The following is a 14,913-nucleotide window of genomic DNA, read 5'->3' on the forward strand; positions in this document are numbered from 1 at the left end:
CTGCGGCCTCATCAATCCACGCCCAAGAACGATTTGGACCGGTGACCTCGACTCATACCGCTGCCCGAATGTGGCCCACCGCTGACGTTCGGTTGGGCGAGCTGGTGGCTGGGTTGGATGCCCTTGGTGCTCAACCTATTCCATATGGAACGTTGCCTGCTCGTGCGCAGAGCGCCTATAAGCACACTTACGTCACGTGGTCCGACATCGCTGATGCGACAGTCGGGGACCTCTTGCGGCACCGATCGATCGGCGTACGAACTGTCGAGTCGATCGTGATGGCGGCTCGCGCAGCGGTGAAACAGCACGAAGATGCAGCCGATCCACCTATGGCAACCGCTGCGGAGGCGGTCAATCGATTGCTGGAACGTCTCGACTGGCGTAACCGCAAGGTTCTTTTGGCGCGTGAATGGGCGCCGAAGAAGGTCACGCAGGACCGCCTGGCGACCGAGATCGGTGTGCATCCTACTTGGCTGTGGCGAAACGAGAGCAGGATCCGGTCGCGGTTCGCCGAATCGCTCGGAGAGCCAGCTCATTCGCAGGTGCGACAGTCAGCGGAGGCGTTGGGGCGTCGATTGGGTATCTATGTTCCGCGATCAACAGTCGATTCTGAGATACGTCAGTTGGGCCTCGAGCCGATGACTGAGCCTGCTTGGTTGTTGCTCTATGTGGCCGGGCCATACAGGGAGCGTGACGGCTGGTTCGAGAACGTTTCACACGATGGACGCCGGCGAGTCGATACCGCCGTGCGTGAGCGCTATCTCGCGGAGCCTGCTCCGACGCTGGGCGAATTGACGACGGTCCTGACGGCTGCGGGTGTGCGGGGCGACGCGGTTCCGGCGTATCTGGACCCACTCCCATTGCGAGAGATCGGTGGGGTATATGTCCGGTCGAGCGCAGGTCTGAGCGACAAAGTCGCCGCCGTGCTTCACTCGAACTCCGAACCGATGACTGCCGAAGAGATTTGTGCCGTCGTGGGCGACGAAACGTCTGCCCGCGCGGTACTGAAAGCCTTGCACGGCAAAGCGACCTTCGTTCGAACAAGTCGAACGCGATGGACACTGGCTAGCCGGAACGTCCCGGCTTACGGCGGCATCGCGCAAGAGCTGATCAGCCGTATCGAGGCTGCCGGCGGGCGCAGTCCGGTAAGAACCTTGCTTGACGACATGGTCGACGCTTTTCCGGACATCAAGGAAAGCTCGATTCGTACTTACTTGGCGACTCTCGCGTTCGTCGTCGAAGATGGCGAGGTGCGTCGCCGGCGCCCGGATGACCCGTGGCCGAACATACCTTCGTTGCACACGGTTCCCGGTGCATCTCGTCAATCCGACGGCTGCGTTCGAGTCGAAATCCCCGTAACAGCACAGGTTCTGCGCGGTTCGGGGCTATCCATTGAACCGGCTGTCGCCGAAGCGATTGGCATTTTGCCGGGGCACTGTCGCGACTTCAAAACTGCCGACGGAGTGGTGCCGATTGCCTGGGATTTATCTGAGCCTGCTGCGCCCAACATGGGATCGGTTCGAACGCTCGCTCATTCCGCAGGAGCCCAGCTTGGTGATTCTCTGGTGCTGGTCTTCGACCCGGACGGCGGTGCGCTTCGTGTCGCCGGCGTTCGAAATCGGTGAGCCAATTGTTTGAAGCGAGATTGCCGACGCCTGAGCACTGGAAGCATCCGCGCGATCTCGTGCTGGTTTACATCGTCGGAGGCGTGATTGCCATCGGACTCTGTGTGGGCTGGATCGTGCAGCTGCTGGTGCGAGGCGACTACTTGACTACCGGTTTCGCGGCTGGACTACTGGTATACATCGCGACTTTCACAGCAGCGTTTGCGATGGTCGCCTTGAATCCCGGGAAGCTGCGGCAGGTGGTCAGCGAGGCAGACGGGACATTCTTCCGGCCTTCTCGAGCGCTGGTATGCGTCATCGTGGTTTCGACTACTGCAGCTCTCGTGAGCGGGATCATCTTCGTCTGCTACGCCCCCAACGGACGGCTAGGTGTTCCCTTTGAAGGGCTCGGTTACAGCATTGGGGTGGCCTGGCTGGTTTGTTCGCTTGCGTATTGTCTGCTGCGCGGCTGGTCGAAAGGCTGGGGCCATCTGAAATTGTCCCCCGAGGGATTTGAAGTCTCGAGCGTTCTCGGCACGACCTCCAGCGGAGCCTGGAGTGACGTGGTCGATGTCATCGACGAGGCGCCGAAAGGCAAGATATCGCGATGCCCGGCCGTGATGGTGATGAAAGACGCTCCGCCGCAGGTACTCAACGGACTGCAGGCTTACCAGCCGGAGGGAACTGCGCTCTACTGGGCTATCCGGCATTACTGGCTGCATCCGGAGAACCGGGAGGAACTCACTAATGGCCGAGCCGTCGCACGACTACGGGCGCAGCAATTCGAGGTCGAATGATTCTCGTGCATCACCGACTGTGCGGACAGATCATGGATCTGGCTTCAGCGACGCGCTGTACGCACATTCGCGATGTCGTTCCCGTTGTGGCGCAACGGTTTGGAACCGTCAACCAAACTTGACGGTATCGCGGGGCGCCTCACTGGTCCGCTAATGGCCGGCGTCCGCAGGGTCAGCCACCTTGTCACGCAACAACTCCCGCAGTTGCGCGATCTCACCTCGCAGGTCTTCGATGTGCGCCGCCGTCACGGCGTCTTGTTTCTGATCGTCGATCGACACGCTCTGCACGATCCATGACGCGATGGTCGCCGTGATCGAACCGACCAGGCTGATGCCGCCGATCATCATGAGGCTGGCCATGACTCGACCCGTGGTGGTGACGGGGTACATGTCGCCGTAGCCGACGGTGGTGATGGTGGTCATCGCCCACCACACCGCCAGGCCGAAGCTCGTGATGTGGGCGTCCGGCGCACCGCGTTCGGCTTCGTACACCGCCAGCGCCCCGACGTACACCAACAGCACGGCGCCCGAGATGGTGTAGATGATCACCTTGCCGCGAATGGCGTTGCCGATGGCCTTCTGCAGGGCACCGACGAGCACGACCAGCCGGAGTAGACGAAGCGGCCGCAGCAGCGGCAGCAGCACGACGGCGAGGTCGACCAGATGCCGGAAGAACCACTGCCTGCGGTCGGGGGCCAGGTAGAGCCGCGCCGCGTAGTCGGCCGTGAACACCGCCCACGCCAACCAGGTCACCAGGGTCAGAAGCCGGGCGAGCAGGCCCGTCGGCTGGACGAGGACCTCGATGCTGTACGCGGCCAGGAACAGGGCGGCGACGGCGGCCAGGGGCCACTCCGCGCGGTGTTCCCACCGGTCGAGGCGGTCTTGCGTATCCACGTCAGAAAGTGTGCGGCACCGGCCGCGATTTCGGAACTCAGTTGACCGTGATCGAGAACCGCGCTGTCGCCGGTCGACCCGGCGCCGCGACGCGGTGGCCGCCACGACGCAGCGCGTCGGTGGGCGCGGCCATGGGCTCGATGGCCACCAATGCGTCGCCGGGCGGCGCGAACAGCTGCGCGGCGGGGTAGCCGGTTTCGAACGTCACCGTGATCCGGTGGTCGCCACCGCTGAGGATGAACTGCGCGCCGTCGGGCACCTGGTCGAACCCGTCGTCGTAGGCGGTGTCGCCGAGCGGCGCGGACTGCGCCGGCCACGGTTCGACAACACCGCACGGCAATCCGCGATCATCGGTCGGCAGGTGCCGCATCGCCGGCGTCTCCAGTACCCAATCCTCACGGGGCACACCCGGAATCGTCAGGTACGGGTGGTACCCGAAGCACAGCGGCACCGCTGCGGACGCCGACGGCCGGACGGTCGTCTCGACCGACAGGACACGACCCACCAACGTGGCCCGCTGCGTCAGCACATGCGGGAACGGGAACGACGCCAACAGGCCGGGCCGGTTGAAATCGACTGCGGCGGTGACCGAATTCGCGGACTGCTCGACGATCACCCAACCCGGGTACGCGGCCAGGACACCGTGCATGGGTGCGCCGTGCGGGTCGGTACGGACACCGCCGGAGCCGGGCGTCAACGTGACGACGCCACCGTCGACGTCATATGTGTTGGCGCCCAACCGGTTCGCCCACGGATACAGCAGCGGGATACCCATGGTCTTGGCGTTCGCCAGGTAGGCGTCGAGGCCGCGGCGCTGGCCGAGGAACTCGAGATCGCCTTCGGCGAACGACGTGCCGATCATGCCGGCACCGGGGACGAACGTCGCCCTCATCGCGGACTCGGGGTCGCGCAAGACGACGGTGTCGAGTTCGGCCATCGATTCCTCCAGCGTCAGTGGGCCAACGGGTCGTGCTGAATACGTTCTGGTGGTGCGCCTTTGGCGATCAGGGCGGCTTTGGTCGCCGTGACCATCGCGGGCCCGCCGCACAGCAGGATCTGCCGGTCGCCCCAGCTGCCGTAGCTCGTCACGACGTCTGCCAGCAGCCCCGTCTGCCGGACGTGCAGCCCGCGCGGCGGCGTCACATCGGGATAGTCGGCGGCCCACGGCGGATCGGTGGAGTACTCGGACACCGGCGTGACGGACAGCCACGGATTGGTGGCCGCGATCTCCCAGAGGACACGCAGGTCGTACAGGTCGCACGGGTAGCGCCCGCCGAAGAACAGGTGCACGCGCGGATTCTCGGCCTCGCGGCACAGATTCATCAACAGCGCCCGCAGCGGGGCGAGTCCGGTGCTGCCGGCCACCATGAGCACATCACCGTCGGAACGTGAAACATGCATTCCGCCATGCGGATTGGACAGTCGCCAGCGGTCGCCGGGCGCGGTCTGGTTGACGATCGCGGTGCTCACCATGCCGCCGCTGACGGAGCGGACGTGAAACTCGATGGCGCCGCTGGCATCTGACGGCATCGAGGGACTCAGGTGTCGCCAGCGTCGCGGCCACTGCGGCACCTGCACCGCGACGTACTGCCCGGCGTGATACGGCAGCGCCTGGTCGAGCTGCAGTCGTACCACCGAGACATCCCGGGTGACGCGCAGATGCTCGACGACGGTGCCGTCGACATAGGGCGGCGTCTGTTCGGCATCGGCCGCGCCGCGCATGACGCCGACGATCAGGTCCACGGCATGCGTGGTGGCCTCGGCGACCCGGGCATCCCAGCGGTCGCCGAGTTCATCGCGCAGGGTGGTCAGCAGCGCGTCCTGCAGCGCCGCGTAATGCTGATGTCCCACACCGTATTTGCGGTGATCCCGGCCGAGCTGGGCCAGGAATGCCACCGGCTCCTCGGCGCGCTGCTCGATGAACTCGCCCAGCACCCAGAACAGCGCCTGGCTGAAGGCGGTGCGCTGGCCGGCCAGGTCGGGTGGGAAGAGGTCGCGCGCCGACAGGTCGCCGGCGAACCACCGGGTGTAGAAGCGGCCGATCACGTCGTCCCCGCCGCGCGCAGGGTCGACCACGGCCCGCACCGTCATCAGCGCTTCGCGGTCGTCAAGTCCCATCAGGCATCGTCGAAGTGGTTCTGCCCCAACGTGTTGACGAAGCTGGGGCCCAGCCGGTCGAGTTCGCGCCGGTGTGCGTCGGCCCACGTGCCGTACGGCTGGTGGGCCAGGTACTCGTTGCGGAACCGGTCGTCCTCGGACACCTCGGTGACACAGAACGTCGGGATCGCCAGGTCGACCACCGGTCCGCCGCGCTCGACCTCGGCCAGCAGGAGCGGGGCATTGCCGCCGGTGAATCGGTCGATGATCCAGCCGTCCTCACCCAGCCACACCGAATACCGCACCTTGGTGACGACGTGCTCGGCGCGACGGACGATTTCGCCGGCCACCAACGGATCGAGTTCGCGTTCGGCCTCATAGCGGGTGCCGCCGGTGGCCGGGCCCTTGGCGGTCATGGTGCCGATCGAGTCGCTGCCGATGGCGTCGATGAGGTCCAGCGCCGGATCACTGAGATCGGCCGGAGCGGGGCCCTGGACGCGCACCCGGACGGCATAGCCATCGGACGCGAACAGGTAGGCCTGCACGATCAGGGCAGGGCTCGGGTCGGACGCTGTGACAGCGGGCAGGTCGCGGACGAGGAACTTTCGTTCGAACTCGAAATCGCCGAAGCCGGACTCGGACATGGTTAAACGGTAGTCCTAGAGGTGGCTCAGGCCCTTGTATGCCACGAGAAGTCCGATGACGATCAGGATTCCGGCGACCAGCACCGCGTGCTGGCGGTGCAGCCAGGCGCCGAGGCGGGCCATGGCCGGGTCCAGCCGTTCGCCGGCGGCGGCGTAGGTCAGGATCGGGATGGCGACCGAGCTGCCCGCCACCACGGTGAAACACAGCACCGATGCCAAGGCAGCCGCGTGGGGGAGTTCGTCGGTGCTGATCGCCAGACCGGCGGCGACGCACATGAACAGCACTTTCGGGTTCACGACCGCGAGCACCGCGGCGGTCACGAAGCCCCGGCCGGGGGTGACACTGGTCAGCTTCCGCATCCAGGCCGGCTCGGGAGCGTCGTGGTTGCGGTTGGCCCAGCGGTAGATGCCGAAGACGACCAGCAGGACGCCGATCACGATGCGCACCCACGACGCCGTCGTCGACGGATGGCCGGCCTCGGGCATGAGGCCGGACAGCTGGACGAAAACCCCGGTGAGTACGCCGATGGCCACGAGCCAGCCCGCGAGAAACGTCAGGCCGGTGATGCGGGCGTGGGGGGATTGCAGCACCAGGACCGCGGGAATGATCGACAGTGGAGAAAGGGCGATCACCAAGGCGAGGGGAATCAGTTCGGTCAGGACCGAAGCCCAATCTGTCATGCGTGCACCCCTTCGCGGTCGCGACAAGTATGCCTTCACCGACAAGGGGCATTCGGACAGCGTGGAAAAGGACTTGTGGCGGTATTGAAAATTGGTCGGAATTTTCTAGACTTGAGCGGAACAGACTCAACCTTGACGACGTTGAACTCAGCGACAAGCATTTTTCTGTAGACGAAAGGGAGGTGTCGTGGACTCGTTCAACCCGACCACGAAGACTCAGGCGGCGCTGACCTCAGCGTTGCAGGCGGCGACTGCCGCCGGAAACCCGGAGATCCGTCCGGCGCACTTGTTGATGGCTCTGCTGACCCAGAATGACGGCATCGCCGCGCCTCTGCTGGAGGCCGTCGGTGTCGAGCCCGCCGCCATCCGGGCCGAAGCCCAGCGGCTGATCGACCAGCTGCCGAGTGCCAGTGGCGCCAACTCGACGCCGCAACTGTCTCGTGAGTCGGTGGCAGCCCTGACGGCTGCCCAGCACCTGGCCACCGAGATGGACGACGAATACGTCTCCACCGAGCACCTGCTGTACGGCCTGGCCAGTGGCGACTCCGACGTCGCCAAGCTGCTGGTCAACCACGGCGCCGCGCCGCAGACCCTGCGCGAGGCGTTCGTGAAGGTCCGCGGCAGCGCCCGCGTCACCAGCCCCGACCCCGAGGGCAGCTACCAGGCGCTGGAGAAGTACTCCACCGACCTGACAGCACGCGCCCGGGACGGCAAGCTCGACCCGGTCATCGGTCGCGACAACGAGATTCGTCGTGTCGTGCAGGTCCTGAGCCGGCGCACGAAGAACAACCCCGTGCTGATCGGTGAGCCCGGCGTCGGTAAGACCGCGATCGTCGAGGGCCTGGCCCAGCGCATCGCCCAAGGTGACGTGCCGGAGAGCCTGCGGGACAAGACCGTCATCTCCCTGGACCTCGGCTCGATGGTGGCCGGCGCCAAGTACCGCGGCGAGTTCGAAGAGCGGCTCAAGGCCGTCCTGGATGACATCAAGAACTCGGCCGGTCAGGTCATCACCTTCATCGACGAGTTGCACACCATCGTGGGTGCCGGCGCGACCGGCGAATCCGCGATGGACGCCGGCAACATGATCAAGCCCATGCTGGCCCGTGGCGAGCTGCGGCTGGTGGGTGCGACCACGCTCGAGGAGTACCGCAAGTACATCGAGAAGGACGCCGCCCTGGAGCGCCGCTTCCAGCAGGTGCTGGTCGGTGAGCCGTCGGTCGAGGACACCGTCGGCATCCTGCGCGGCCTCAAGGACCGCTACGAGGTACACCACGGTGTGCGCATCACGGACTCGGCTCTGGTGGCCGCGGCGACCCTTTCCGATCGCTACATCACGAGCCGCTTCCTGCCGGACAAGGCCATCGACCTGGTCGACGAGGCCGCGTCCCGGCTGCGCATGGAGATCGACTCGCGGCCTGTCGAGATCGACGAGGTCGAGCGACTGGTCCGTCGCCTCGAGATCGAGGAGATGGCGCTGTCCAAGGAAGAGGACGACGCGTCGAAGGAGCGGCTCGAGAAGCTGCGCTCGGAGTTGGCCGACTACAAGGAGAAGCTCTCCGAGCTGACCACCCGGTGGCAGAACGAGAAGAACGCCATCGACATCGTCCGCGAGCTCAAGGAACAGCTGGAGACGTTGCGCGGTGAGGCCGACCGGGCCGAGCGCGACGGCGATCTGGCCAAGGCCGCCGAGCTGCGGTACGGCCGGATCCCCGCGGTCGAGAAGCAACTCGACGCGGCGCTGCCCGTTGCCGAGGCCCGCGAGAACGTCATGCTCAAGGAAGAGGTCAGCCCCGACGACATCGCCGACGTGGTGTCGGCGTGGACAGGCATCCCGGCCGGCCGCATGCTCGAGGGTGAGACGGCCAAGCTGCTGCGGATGGAGAGCGAGCTGGGCAAGCGCGTCATCGGCCAGGCCGAAGCGGTGGTTGCGGTGTCCGACGCCGTGCGCCGGGCCCGGGCCGGGGTCGCCGACCCCAACCGCCCGACGGGTTCGTTCCTGTTCCTGGGCCCGACCGGTGTCGGTAAGACCGAGCTGGCAAAGGCGTTGGCGGAGTTCCTGTTCGACGACGAACGCGCGATGGTCCGCATCGACATGAGCGAGTACGGCGAGAAGCACTCGGTGGCTCGTCTGGTCGGTGCCCCTCCCGGCTACGTCGGCTACGACGCCGGCGGTCAGCTGACCGAGGCGGTGCGGCGACGCCCGTACACGGTGGTGCTGTTCGACGAGGTCGAGAAGGCCCACCCGGACGTCTTCGACGTGCTGCTGCAGGTGCTCGACGAAGGACGGCTGACCGACGGTCAGGGCCGCACGGTCGACTTCCGCAACACCATCCTGATCCTGACGTCCAACCTGGGCGCCGGAGGTACTCCGGATCAGGTGATGGCGGCGGTGCGTGCCAAGTTCAAGCCGGAGTTCATCAACCGGCTCGACGACGTGCTGATCTTCGACGCGCTGAACCCGGACCAGCTGGTGTCCATCGTCGACATCCAGCTGCAGCAGCTGCAGAAGCGGCTGGCTCAGCGGCGCCTCCAGCTGGAGGTCTCGCTGGACGCCAAGAAGTGGCTGGGCGACCGTGGCTTCGACCCGCTGTACGGTGCGCGCCCGCTGCGCCGGCTGGTGCAGCAGGCGATCGGCGACCAGTTGGCCAAGAAGCTGCTGGCCGGCGAGGTGCACGACGGCGACACCGTCCCGGTGAACGTCAGCGAAGACGGCGAGAGCCTGGTGCTCGGCTGAGTCTCAGGTAGTTCCCGAGTAGACGTGAAAACCCCCTATTTCTTTGGAAATAGGGGGTTTTCGCTTGGGGTGCGCAACAGTGCCGACGAAAAGTGCATGAGTTCAACCGGACTGCCATCTCCAGTTGGAGATTGAACTGAGGGACGTCTGAGGGCCCAGAACGGTCCCTGGCTTCTGTCGGGCCGGATGCAAGTGCCTAGTGATTGAAGCTACGTACTTTTCGCTGGGCGTCAGATGTTGAAGCGGCCCGCGAAACCACGCAGCGGCACGTCGGCGCTCGTCAACAGTCCCGGCGGGGCCTTGACCACCGAGGCGATGACGTTGAGTGCGGGCAGCCCCGTCACGGTCATGCCGATCGAGGCGAAATTGTCCGGATTCGACAGGTCCACACCGGGTTTCGGGTAGATCATGTGCTTGTTGTAGACGCACGGGTCACCCTTGATCTGAGTGATGTAGCAGCCCTTGATGTTCCAGCTCGGGTCGGTGTGCGGCGTCATCTGCCATTCCAGGTGCGTCTCGATGCGCGGCACCCCGTCGACCATGCCCTGGTACTTGATGTAGTTGCCGCCAAGGGAGCCCTTCGGCAGCGTGTACCAGCCCAGGTCGACATCCTTGGTGCAGGCGCCGAGTTCCGCGCTGAATGTCACCTCGTCGAGCTCGAGCCCGAAGCAGTCGGCCATCATCAGCACACTGTCGGCGAACACCCGTGTGTACTTCTCCAGTTTCGCCGGGATCGACGGATCGTCAACGGGCAGGCCGTATCCCACCTCGATCCAGGTGTCCTTGCTGTGATGGCACGACACGTCGACGGATTCGATGGTGGTGACGTTCTCGATCTCGGCGACGTCCGCCGAACACACCACGCCCAGGATCTGGTTGACGCCGGGGTTCATCCCGGTGCCGTAGAACGTCGACCCGCCCTTGGCACAGGCCTCGGCCAGCAGCTGCGACACCGGCCTGCCCGAGGGGTGCGGGTGGTTGGTGTCGCGGTGCCAGCCGGTGATCCAGTCGGCCGTCGTCACGATATTGATCCCGGCCTCAAGGACTTTCACGTAGAGATCCTCGTCGGGGAAGACGCCGTGAAAGGTGAGGACATCGGGTTTCGCGGCGATGATGTCGTCGACCGAGCCGGTGGCGATGACGCCGATCGGCCCGATACCCGCGATCTCGCCGGCATCGCGTCCCACTTTTTCCGTTGTATAGCAATGCAATCCGACCAACTCGAGGTCGGGACGCTTGCCGATGCGCCTGATCATCTCGGTACCGACGTTGCCGGTTGCCACCTGGAAGACGCGAATCTTGGACATCTGGTCAGCCCTTCGGGGTTTCGGGATAGAACTGCATGGCCCACTTGCGGATTGCGGTGAAGCCCTCGTATTCGGCGGTGGCCAGCGCCGGCGGATCCGCATAGCGCTGATGCGACCAGATGTGGATGTCCTGGGTGAACTGCCGGATCACCTCGTCGCCGAAGGCGGCGGCGCGCTCGGCGGCCCGGGGGCTGTCCTTGCCCGGTGTCCGCCCGATGTAGACCATGAATCGCACGTCGGAGGTGCACTCGTCGACGGGGGTGACGGCCGAGATGGTGCGGTTGTCGATCATGCCCCAGCTCTTGGTGACGGCGATGCCGAGACCGCCGTTGATCGCCTCGACGCCGCTGCGGACATCCTCGATCGACTGCTGGTCGCTGCCCTCGAAGGTGATCGTGAAGTCGACGTAGGAGACCGGTGCCGCGAAGTCGTGCCGGGTGAACACCGGCACGATCGGCGTCTGGTGCACGAACTTGAAGTGCGCGAAGTCGACGCCGTTCTCCAGGACGTACTGCGGATGCAGCTCGAGGGTTTCGCGGAACAGTCGCTGCTGGGGGTAGTAGTCGGCGGCGCTGCTGCCGTCGTTGAACGATGCGAACACGTCGGGCGCCTCGAAGAACGGCTCCCGGCCCTCGACGTCGTGCCAGATGTAGATGGCCTCGTTGCGCTCGGTGACGGGGTAGGTACGAATCCGGCGGCCGCGGTTGGGCCGGTCCTGGTACGGGATGCAGACGTTGCGGCCTTCGGCGTTCCACTGCCAGCCGTGGAACGGGCACTGGATGGTCTCGCCGACGACGTGGCCGCCGAAGCCGAGGTGTGCGCCGAGATGCTCGCAGTAGGCGTTCATGACGGTGACGGCGCCGGATTCGGCGCGCCAGGCGACCATCTCCTCGCCGAAGTACTTCATGGCGTGCACCACGCCGACTTCGACCTCGTCCGACCAGGCGACCTGGAACCATCCCGTCGGCTTCATGGGCAGCGTGGGTTTGGCCATGAGCCGAATCGTAGGAGGTTCTGTGAAACTTTGAAAGAGGGTTCTGCGAAACTGCGCTAATCTCGGACGATGACCGCGGCGGCACGACGAACCAACAAGCGCGGTGACGCCACCCGGGAGAGCATGTTGGAGGCCGCGCGCAAGGCGCTGGCCACCGGCGATCCGGGCGCGGTATCGGCCAACCGGATCGCCAAGGAGATCGGCGTCACCTGGGGTGCCGTGAAGTACCAGTTCGGCGATATCGACGGCTTCTGGGCCGCCGTCCTGCGCCGGACCGCCGAGCGCCGCGCGGGCATGCTGAGCCACCACGACAGCGCCACTACGCTGCACCAACGCGTCGCGACCATCATCGACCTGCTCTACGACGGCCTGACCATCGGCGATTCGCGGGCCATCGAGAACCTGCGCGCGGCGCTGCCACGAGACCACGCCGAGCTGGAACGGCTGTACCCGAAGACCGCCGCCGAACTGTCGTCATGGGGGCAGAGCTGGCTGCAGACCTGCCAACAGGCCTTCGCCGACCTGGACGTCGACCCCGAGCGGGTGCGCGAGGTGGCCTCGTTCATCCCCGGCGCGATGCGCGGTATCGCCTCCGAACGCCAGCTCGGTACCTACACCGACCTCGACGTGGCCCGGCGGGGGCTCACGAGCGCGATCGTGGCCTACCTCAAATAGCACGTGACCAGCTTGTAACCAATTCGAGTTCGAGCATTTCGGGTACCAACCAGTAGGCTTGGTCCGATGGTCCCGCTCTGGTTCACGCTTTCCGCACTCTGCTTCGTGGGTGCGGCAGTGCTGCTGTATGTCGACATCGACCGTCGACGTGGCCTCGGCCGGCGCCGCAAGTCATGGGCGAAGTCGCACGGGTTCGACTACGAACACGAGACTCCCGACCTGGTCAAGCGGTGGAGCCGCGGCATCATGTCGACCGTCGGTGAGAACGTGCACGCCCGCAATGTCGTCCTCGGACAGATCCGCGGCGAGGCCGTGTTCATCTTCGACCTCGACGACGTGGCCACCGTCATCGCCCTGCACCGCAAGGTCGGCACCAACGTGGCCATGGACGTCCGCCTCAAGGACATCCCGGAGCCGCGGGAAAACGACATCTGGCTGCTCGGCGCCATCGGGCCCCGCATGGTCTACTCCACGAACCTCGATGCCGCCCGTCGCGCCTGTGACCGCCGCATGGTGACGTTCTCGCACACCGCCCCGGATTGCGCCGAGATCATGTGGAACGAGCAGAACTGGACGCTGGTGTCCATGCCGATCACCAGCACCCGCGCTCAGTGGGACGAGGGTCTGCGCACCGTCCGCCAGTTCAACGACCTGCTGCGGGTGCTGCCGCCGGTGCCGTCCGGCCAGAACAGTGTCGCCGGTCAGGCCGTCGCCCGTCGCAGCGGTTCGCCGAGCCGCCCGCTCAGCGCCGGCCCGATGCGTCAGAACGAACTGCCCACCGGCCGCAGCAACCAGGCCCCCGGCCGCGCCGACGTCGGGCGCTACACGCAGTTCGCGCCGGCCCGTAACGGCCGTCCCGCGCCGAATTATCAGCGCTGATTCGCCTGCGGCTAACCTTGGCCGCATGTCTTTTCGCAGGTTGGCCTCGCGGCTGCTGACTGTGCTGCTGGCCGGCGTGCTGGTCGCGTGTTCGAGCGATGGTTCCGCCAGCTCTGTCGTCTTCGGTGCGCCCAGCGCCAAAGTCGGAGAGTCGCAGGCGCTGCTGGGCTGGAACGTCTCGGTGTCCAACCTGCGCTTTCAAGACGATCAGGTGCTGATCGACGTCGATCTGGCCGCCGCGAAGGCCGGCGGTGAACACGCCAAGCCCGAGACGCTGCGCTTCGGCCTGTACGGCGCATTGGCGCACCCCCTCGAATCGAACCTGATCGGTGGCTGCGTCGGCGTCCCCAACCTCAAGATCAACCCGGCCGTCGTGCAGAACCCGGACAAGGTCACGGGCACAGTCTGTTTGGGCCCGATGCGCGATCAGACCCAGGTGCGTGGCGTCTACCTGTACTCGCCCGCGGACCGGATCAAGGACACCACCGTCGCCTACGGTGCGGCGTACCCCGTCGGGCTGACGCCGACCAATGAGTCCGACACCGGATTGACCCTCAAAGCCACCAGCGTCGACGGGTTCCGGGCCGACGGTGGGCAGCTGATCCCGGCGGCGCTGGGGGATCCGACGGCGTTCACCGGCAAGGGCTACATGCTGCTCGGCCTCGAAATCGGCGGCCTGGCAAGCAGGTACAAAGATGACTCGGCCAAGCGCGGCGGGCCGCTGATGATCGCGGTGGCGCCGACGTTGCCACCGCCCGGCCTGTCGCACATGTGCGACGTCTACGGTGCGACGCTGCTGGTGCTGCCCGACTCGAAGGTCGGGGCGATCAACACCCGCGCGTCGTTGTGTACGCAGGGTGACATCAACCAGGCGCTGCTGTACGCCACCGTCACCGTGGTGGGAACGCATGCGGCGGTGTGGATTTCGCGTGACTGACCAGATCGTCGACCACGCCGATGTGCCCGGCCCCACCGAATGGGGAGCTGGACCCGGCGTCGGCCCGTGGCCGGGCGAGCTGCCCGACGATCCGCGCTACGACCCGGAGTTGTTGCGTGAGGGCGACTCTCGCAACGTCGTCGATGCCTACCGGTACTGGACGCGGGAGGCGATCATCGCCGACATCGACCAGCGCCGGCACCCGCTGCACATCGCGATCGAGAACTTCGGCAACGACGCCAACATCGGCGCGGTGGTCCGCACCGCCAACGCGTTCGCGGTGGACACCGTGCACATCGTCGGCCGGCGGCGGTGGAATCGCCGGGGCGCCATGGTGACTGACCGCTACCAGCGACTCATGCACCACGCCACCACAGCGGAATTGCTGGCGTTCGCCGAAACCAAGGGGCTGACGCCGGTGGCCGTCGACAACGTGCCCGGCTCGGTGCGGCTGGAAGAGACGACGCTGCCCCGCGCGTGCCTGCTGATCTTCGGGCAGGAGGGGCCGGGCATCACCGACGACGCCAAGACGGGGTCGATGATGACGGTGTCCATCGCGCAATTCGGCTCGACCCGAAGCATCAACGCCGGGGTGGCCGCCGGGATCGTCATGCACACCTGGATCACTCAACACGCAGGACTGGATCGGGCCTGGTAGGGCAGGATGGAA

General features: G+C 65.9%; 14 protein-coding genes. 7 read left to right on the forward strand and 7 right to left on the reverse strand.

Going from position 1 to position 14,913, the window contains the following annotated elements; all coding sequences use genetic code 11:
• Positions 1-68 precede the first annotated feature (68 nt).
• Both ACJH7A_RS15530 and ACJH7A_RS15535 read left to right on the forward strand, forming a co-directional pair.
• On the forward strand, positions 69-1,625 hold the full coding sequence (locus tag ACJH7A_RS15530) for a helix-hairpin-helix domain-containing protein (RefSeq protein WP_406802287.1): 1,557 nt from the start codon (positions 69-71) through the stop codon (positions 1,623-1,625).
• Complete coding sequence (locus ACJH7A_RS15535) at positions 1,622-2,401, forward strand: hypothetical protein (RefSeq protein ID WP_406802288.1); 780 nt, start codon at positions 1,622-1,624, stop codon at positions 2,399-2,401. The genes ACJH7A_RS15530 and ACJH7A_RS15535 overlap by 4 nt, the downstream gene beginning before the upstream one ends.
• 150 nt (positions 2,402-2,551) lie before the next feature.
• Here ACJH7A_RS15535 and ACJH7A_RS15540 read toward each other — a convergent pair whose 3' ends face one another.
• Genes ACJH7A_RS15540 through ACJH7A_RS15560 form a run of 5 tightly spaced genes read right to left on the reverse strand, consistent with a single transcriptional unit; the run spans position 2,552 to position 6,717 of the window.
• Positions 2,552-3,295: a potassium channel family protein gene (locus ACJH7A_RS15540; RefSeq protein WP_406802289.1), complete on the reverse strand. Its 744-nt coding sequence runs from the start codon at positions 3,293-3,295 to the stop codon at positions 2,552-2,554.
• A gap of 37 nt (positions 3,296-3,332) precedes the next feature.
• Positions 3,333-4,232, reverse strand: coding sequence for an aldose 1-epimerase (locus ACJH7A_RS15545; protein WP_212808145.1), 900 nt, complete (start codon positions 4,230-4,232; stop codon positions 3,333-3,335).
• A gap of 14 nt (positions 4,233-4,246) precedes the next feature.
• Positions 4,247-5,413, reverse strand: coding sequence for an FAD-binding oxidoreductase (locus tag ACJH7A_RS15550; RefSeq protein ID WP_212808146.1), 1,167 nt, complete (start codon positions 5,411-5,413; stop codon positions 4,247-4,249).
• Positions 5,413-6,036: a CYTH domain-containing protein gene (locus tag ACJH7A_RS15555; RefSeq protein ID WP_212808147.1), complete on the reverse strand. Its 624-nt coding sequence runs from the start codon at positions 6,034-6,036 to the stop codon at positions 5,413-5,415. Before ACJH7A_RS15555 ends, ACJH7A_RS15550 begins: the two co-directional genes overlap by 1 nt.
• Before the next feature lie 15 nt (positions 6,037-6,051).
• Positions 6,052-6,717, reverse strand: coding sequence for a GAP family protein (locus ACJH7A_RS15560; protein ID WP_212808148.1), 666 nt, complete (start codon positions 6,715-6,717; stop codon positions 6,052-6,054).
• 187 nt (positions 6,718-6,904) lie between these two features.
• Here ACJH7A_RS15560 and clpB point away from each other — a divergent pair, with 187 nt between their 5' ends.
• Positions 6,905-9,451 (forward strand): ATP-dependent chaperone ClpB, encoded by a 2,547-nt coding sequence (gene clpB / locus ACJH7A_RS15565; RefSeq protein WP_406802290.1) that lies wholly within the window; start codon positions 6,905-6,907, stop codon positions 9,449-9,451.
• A gap of 230 nt (positions 9,452-9,681) precedes the next feature.
• On the opposite strand, the gene ACJH7A_RS15570 is transcribed toward clpB, so the two are convergent.
• Together ACJH7A_RS15570 and ACJH7A_RS15575 are read right to left on the reverse strand one after the other, a co-directional pair.
• Positions 9,682-10,758 (reverse strand): dihydrodipicolinate reductase, encoded by a 1,077-nt coding sequence (locus ACJH7A_RS15570; RefSeq protein WP_212808150.1) that lies wholly within the window; start codon positions 10,756-10,758, stop codon positions 9,682-9,684.
• A 4-nt stretch (positions 10,759-10,762) separates the two neighbouring features.
• Positions 10,763-11,752 (reverse strand): Rieske 2Fe-2S domain-containing protein, encoded by a 990-nt coding sequence (locus ACJH7A_RS15575; protein ID WP_212808151.1) that lies wholly within the window; start codon positions 11,750-11,752, stop codon positions 10,763-10,765.
• 69 nt (positions 11,753-11,821) lie between these two features.
• Between ACJH7A_RS15575 and ACJH7A_RS15580 the strand changes: the two genes are divergently transcribed.
• The 4 genes from ACJH7A_RS15580 (at position 11,822) to ACJH7A_RS15595 (ending at position 14,901) form a co-directional block, all read left to right on the forward strand.
• On the forward strand, positions 11,822-12,427 hold the full coding sequence (locus tag ACJH7A_RS15580; protein ID WP_212808152.1) for a TetR/AcrR family transcriptional regulator: 606 nt from the start codon (positions 11,822-11,824) through the stop codon (positions 12,425-12,427).
• A gap of 66 nt (positions 12,428-12,493) precedes the next feature.
• Positions 12,494-13,306, forward strand: coding sequence for a trehalose monomycolate transport factor TtfA (gene ttfA, locus ACJH7A_RS15585; protein ID WP_212808153.1), 813 nt, complete (start codon positions 12,494-12,496; stop codon positions 13,304-13,306).
• Between the two features lie 25 nt (positions 13,307-13,331).
• On the forward strand, positions 13,332-14,243 hold the full coding sequence (locus ACJH7A_RS15590; RefSeq protein WP_212808154.1) for a hypothetical protein: 912 nt from the start codon (positions 13,332-13,334) through the stop codon (positions 14,241-14,243).
• Positions 14,215-14,901, forward strand: a complete 687-nt coding sequence (locus ACJH7A_RS15595) for an RNA methyltransferase (protein WP_212808155.1) — start codon at positions 14,215-14,217, stop codon at positions 14,899-14,901. The genes ACJH7A_RS15590 and ACJH7A_RS15595 overlap by 29 nt, the downstream gene beginning before the upstream one ends.
• Positions 14,902-14,913 lie beyond the last annotated feature (12 nt).

This window comes from Mycobacterium sp. SMC-17 (assembly GCF_045310915.1).
Taxonomy (GTDB): Bacteria; Actinomycetota; Actinomycetes; order Mycobacteriales; family Mycobacteriaceae; genus Mycobacterium.

What these genes read in the sequence shown, in the direction of transcription:
- ttfA (WP_212808153.1), top strand. Translation starts at nt 12,494, where the DNA reads ATGGTCCCGCTCTGGTTCACGCTTTCCGCACTCTGCTTCGTGGGTGCG.
- ACJH7A_RS15530 (WP_406802287.1), top strand. Translation starts at nt 69, where the DNA reads ATGTGGCCCACCGCTGACGTTCGGTTGGGCGAGCTGGTGGCTGGGTTG.
- ACJH7A_RS15595 (WP_212808155.1), top strand. Translation starts at nt 14,215, where the DNA reads ATGCGGCGGTGTGGATTTCGCGTGACTGACCAGATCGTCGACCACGCC.
- ACJH7A_RS15545 (WP_212808145.1), bottom strand. Translation starts at nt 4,232, where the DNA reads ATGGCCGAACTCGACACCGTCGTCTTGCGCGACCCCGAGTCCGCGATG.
- ACJH7A_RS15575 (WP_212808151.1), bottom strand. Translation starts at nt 11,752, where the DNA reads ATGGCCAAACCCACGCTGCCCATGAAGCCGACGGGATGGTTCCAGGTC.
- ACJH7A_RS15590 (WP_212808154.1), top strand. Translation starts at nt 13,332, where the DNA reads ATGTCTTTTCGCAGGTTGGCCTCGCGGCTGCTGACTGTGCTGCTGGCC.
- ACJH7A_RS15570 (WP_212808150.1), bottom strand. Translation starts at nt 10,758, where the DNA reads ATGTCCAAGATTCGCGTCTTCCAGGTGGCAACCGGCAACGTCGGTACC.
- ACJH7A_RS15550 (WP_212808146.1), bottom strand. Translation starts at nt 5,413, where the DNA reads ATGGGACTTGACGACCGCGAAGCGCTGATGACGGTGCGGGCCGTGGTC.
- ACJH7A_RS15580 (WP_212808152.1), top strand. Translation starts at nt 11,822, where the DNA reads ATGACCGCGGCGGCACGACGAACCAACAAGCGCGGTGACGCCACCCGG.
- ACJH7A_RS15555 (WP_212808147.1), bottom strand. Translation starts at nt 6,036, where the DNA reads ATGTCCGAGTCCGGCTTCGGCGATTTCGAGTTCGAACGAAAGTTCCTC.
- ACJH7A_RS15560 (WP_212808148.1), bottom strand. Translation starts at nt 6,717, where the DNA reads ATGACAGATTGGGCTTCGGTCCTGACCGAACTGATTCCCCTCGCCTTG.